The 3723-nt window shown below is 26.4% G+C and carries 3 protein-coding genes; all 3 read left to right on the forward strand.

Annotated features, from left to right (window positions below; translation table 11 throughout):
* Window positions 1-95 precede the first annotated feature (95 nt).
* The 3 genes from L992_RS11995 (at window position 96) to L992_RS12005 (ending at window position 3574) form a co-directional block, all read left to right on the forward strand.
* Complete coding sequence (locus tag L992_RS11995; RefSeq protein ID WP_047396522.1) at window positions 96-1451, forward strand: P-loop NTPase fold protein; 1356 nt, start codon at window positions 96-98, stop codon at window positions 1449-1451.
* 204 nt (window positions 1452-1655) lie between these two features.
* Window positions 1656-2225, forward strand: a complete 570-nt coding sequence (locus tag L992_RS12000) for a recombinase family protein (protein ID WP_047396524.1) — start codon at window positions 1656-1658, stop codon at window positions 2223-2225.
* 128 nt (window positions 2226-2353) lie between these two features.
* Window positions 2354-3574, forward strand: a complete 1221-nt coding sequence (locus L992_RS12005; protein WP_052193994.1) for an AAA family ATPase — start codon at window positions 2354-2356, stop codon at window positions 3572-3574.
* Window positions 3575-3723: the final 149 nt, after the last annotated feature.

Here is a 3723-nt window from a genome sequence, read left to right on the forward strand (position 1 = left end):
CTATTTACACTGTTTTTCTTGCTTTTTCGACATATCTATTGTATTATAAATTAAATTTATATTTAATAATACGATATTATAGGGAGGGGATTTAGATGAATATTCAAGAGATTTACAATAAAGATTTATTTGGAAGAAAAAAAATTATAAGAACTTTAATGGAATACATTCGGAGTTACGAAAATGAGTGTAAAGTTATATCAATTCATTCTCCTTGGGGAACAGGAAAAACAACATTTTTAGAAATGTGGGTATACTATCTAACATTAGAGGAAGAAATAAAAAATAAGTATTATCCAATATATTTTAATGCTTGGGAAAATGATGATTCTAAAAATCCGTTAATGTCTATTCTTATTGAATTGAATGAGCTACCTGAATTTAAAGAATCTACTGAATCTAAAGTTTTAACAACAATTGCGAGTGTTTTATCTACGAAGGCACCTAAATTTTTTTTTAAGGCATTACTTGGATTTTTACCTTTAGATGAAAAGATAAAAACAGAAATTAATATTTTTTTGAGCTCTTTGATTGACGATGGAATGACATTAGATACTATAAAAGAGGCTTTCAAAGATAAAGATAAATTAGAGATTTATTCTGAAAAATTTAGTGATTTCAATGTCGAACTAATTAGAAAAAAAATAAAAAAATTATTTATTAAAAATCTTGAAAATTTTCAACAAAAAACAGATAAAAGAATTATATTTTTTGTAGATGAATTAGATAGATGTAGACCTACTTTCGCGATTGAAACTTTGGAGATCATTAAGCACCTATTTTCCGTTAAAAACTATAATTTTGTATTAGCTTGGGATTTGGAGCAACTTTCGTACTCAATAGCGACTATATATGGAAATAATATGGACACAGGAGGATACTTAAGAAGATTTGTGGATTTAGAGTATAGCTTACCAGAAGTTAATAAGGGGAATTATATAAATAATTTAATGAATAGCGAAATTCATAATTTATTTTTAGCAATTTTAAAAGCTTTTGATTTTTCTTTAAGAGATTTAGAAAAAATCACAAATATTATTAAGATTAACGATGGCTTCAGTAGTGTTTATTTTAACTCTTCTACATTAGAAGGACAATATTTATATATATTAGGGTATCTTTTCTTTTCTCTAAAATATAAGAATCCAGTATTACATATAAAATTAAAAAATAAGACATTGACAGAAAATGAGAAAATAGCATTAGTTAAAATTTTAGAAGAAACAAGTCGAATTGCACTTGATTCATATAATAATAGAGTATCAGATAATTATAAAATTCCATTAATTAGTTATGACAATTTTTTAGTGTTAATTTCTAAATTAGTGAGTACAACGACATTACGTCAAAAAGTAGAAATTGAAATATCTCCGCAAGTTAAAATCGATATAGCTAGTTTGGTTAACTCAAATGGTATTAATAAGCTATTAGATATAAGTTTATATTTTTAGAGATTATATATCTATCAATTTAAAATATTTAAATATTCATTTATAGGAAGCTTGCTTGTTGTGAGACATATAGACTATAAATTAGTATTTAAAGTAGTGATAGTGGAAAATGGCCTCGTAAAATTGAATATAAGGATTTGGAAAAAATAAGGATATACATTAATATAGCATTATTATACAATTAATACGAAAGGAGTTTTTTAAATGATTAAGTATTATGTTAGAGTTTCTACAGTAGAGCAAAAATTAGATAGACAACTTTTAGCTTATGACAAAGCTGATATTGTATATAGTGATAAAGTGTCTGGAAAAGATAAAGAAAGACCTCAGTTGAAAGTTATGTTAGAGGGATTACAAAAGGGTGATGTAGTAGTAGTTAAATCTTTAGATAGATTAAGTCGTAGCACAATGGATCTATTAGAAATAGCTAAGGAGATTGAAGATAAAGGAGCTACTCTAAAAGTTTTAGATAAAGACATTGATACTGGAACAGCTATTGGTAAATTCTTTTTAACTATAATTGGAGCTGTTGCAGAATTAGAAAGAGAAAACATCAACCAGAGAGTTAGAGAAGGTGTTGCTATTGCTAAGGCTGAAGGGAAATACAAAGGAAGAAAAAAAGGTAGTATTGAATTAAAAGGTGATAGTTTAAATAGATTTAAGATGTTTTATAATAAGGGATTCAATAAGACCGAGCTATCAAAAGAGTTTGGAGTTCCAAGAGCTACTATATATAGATGGGAAAAGGTTCTTAAAGAAAGAGGAGAAATATAAATAAAGAAGATAAAGACATCGAGAAAATGTCGTTTGAGAATTTTCAGATTGTCGTGACAGTGTCACGACAATAATCATAAGAAGCAAAGAATTAAATATAAATTAAAATATTATGGTGGGGGTAAAGTGTGACCGTGAAAGAGATAATTGGTACTTCTAATAAAAAAGTGTTAAAACTTCAAGGAAAAGAAAAATTAAAAATGCTGATAGAAAGTTTGAATAAGGGTCTTATAGGAAAAGATGATATTATAAAAACTTCTCTTTTAAGTATATTAGCTCAAGAAAATTTAATATTATTTGGACCACCAGGAACTGCAAAAAGTGAAATTTCTAGAAGAATATCTAGTGTGATAGATGATGAAAATTATTTTGAATATTTATTAACTAAATTTACAACGCCAGAAGAAATTTTTGGACCATTATCAATTAAAGAGTTAAAAGAAGATAGATTTTATAGAAAAACTGAAGGTTATCTACCAACAGTACAAATAGGATTTCTAGATGAAATTTTTAAAGCAAATTCATCCATTTTAAATACGCTATTAACTATAATGAATGAAAAGGTATTTCATAATGGAAGTAAAAAAGAAAATACAAATTTAATCTCTCTAATCGGAGCTTCAAATGAAGATCCGAGTAATGACTTAGAGCTTAATGCTTTATATGATAGATTTTTAATTAGAAAAGTAGTTGGGTATGTCCAAGATGATGAACTTAATAAATTTTTTGATATCTCTAATGAAAAATTTAAACTAAATGAGGGTTTGAAAATCACTTTGAAAGAAATTCAAGAGATAGAGCAGAATTTAAATAAAGTAACTATTCCTAGTGACATTAGAGATATTATTATAAAAATAAAATTAGATTTAAAAGATGTATTTAAAAATAATAGTCAAGAGGATATTTCAGATAGAAAATTTATTAAAATACTTAAACTTCTAAAGATATCAGCTTATACAAATGAACGTAATCAAGTAGATATTTCAGATGTTTTACTCTTAAAAAATTGTCTATGGAATAATCCTGAAAATCAAAAAGTAGTTAGTGATACTATAATTAATAATATAAAAGATGGATATAGATTAATTGAAATCTCTAATGAAGATAAAGTGTTTGGAGCAAATAATAATAGAACTTTAAAGAAATTTGATTTTAAAGGAATGGGGACAGAAAGTAATCCTTTTATTATAGAAGATGAAAATGATTTAATCCACATAGGAACTATAGACTATTTAGATAAAGGGTATTATTTCAAGCAGTCTAAAGATATCTCAATCGTTTCACATTGGCATTCTATTGGAAGTGAAGAAAAACCTTTTAAGGGGTCCCATCAGGAAAACGCGGAATAACAACGCTAAGGATTTTCCTGACCATTGATGCCCCCTTTATTTTCAATGTATTTCGACCATTTTTCATTCAAAAATTTTCTCAAGTAATCTAATTAGAGTTATTTCCATCTTTCCTTGTATTTATTAGCTTTTTATCTTGCTGCTCCGGA

This window comes from Cetobacterium sp. ZOR0034, from assembly GCF_000799075.1.
Classification (GTDB): Bacteria; Fusobacteriota; Fusobacteriia; order Fusobacteriales; family Fusobacteriaceae; genus Cetobacterium_A.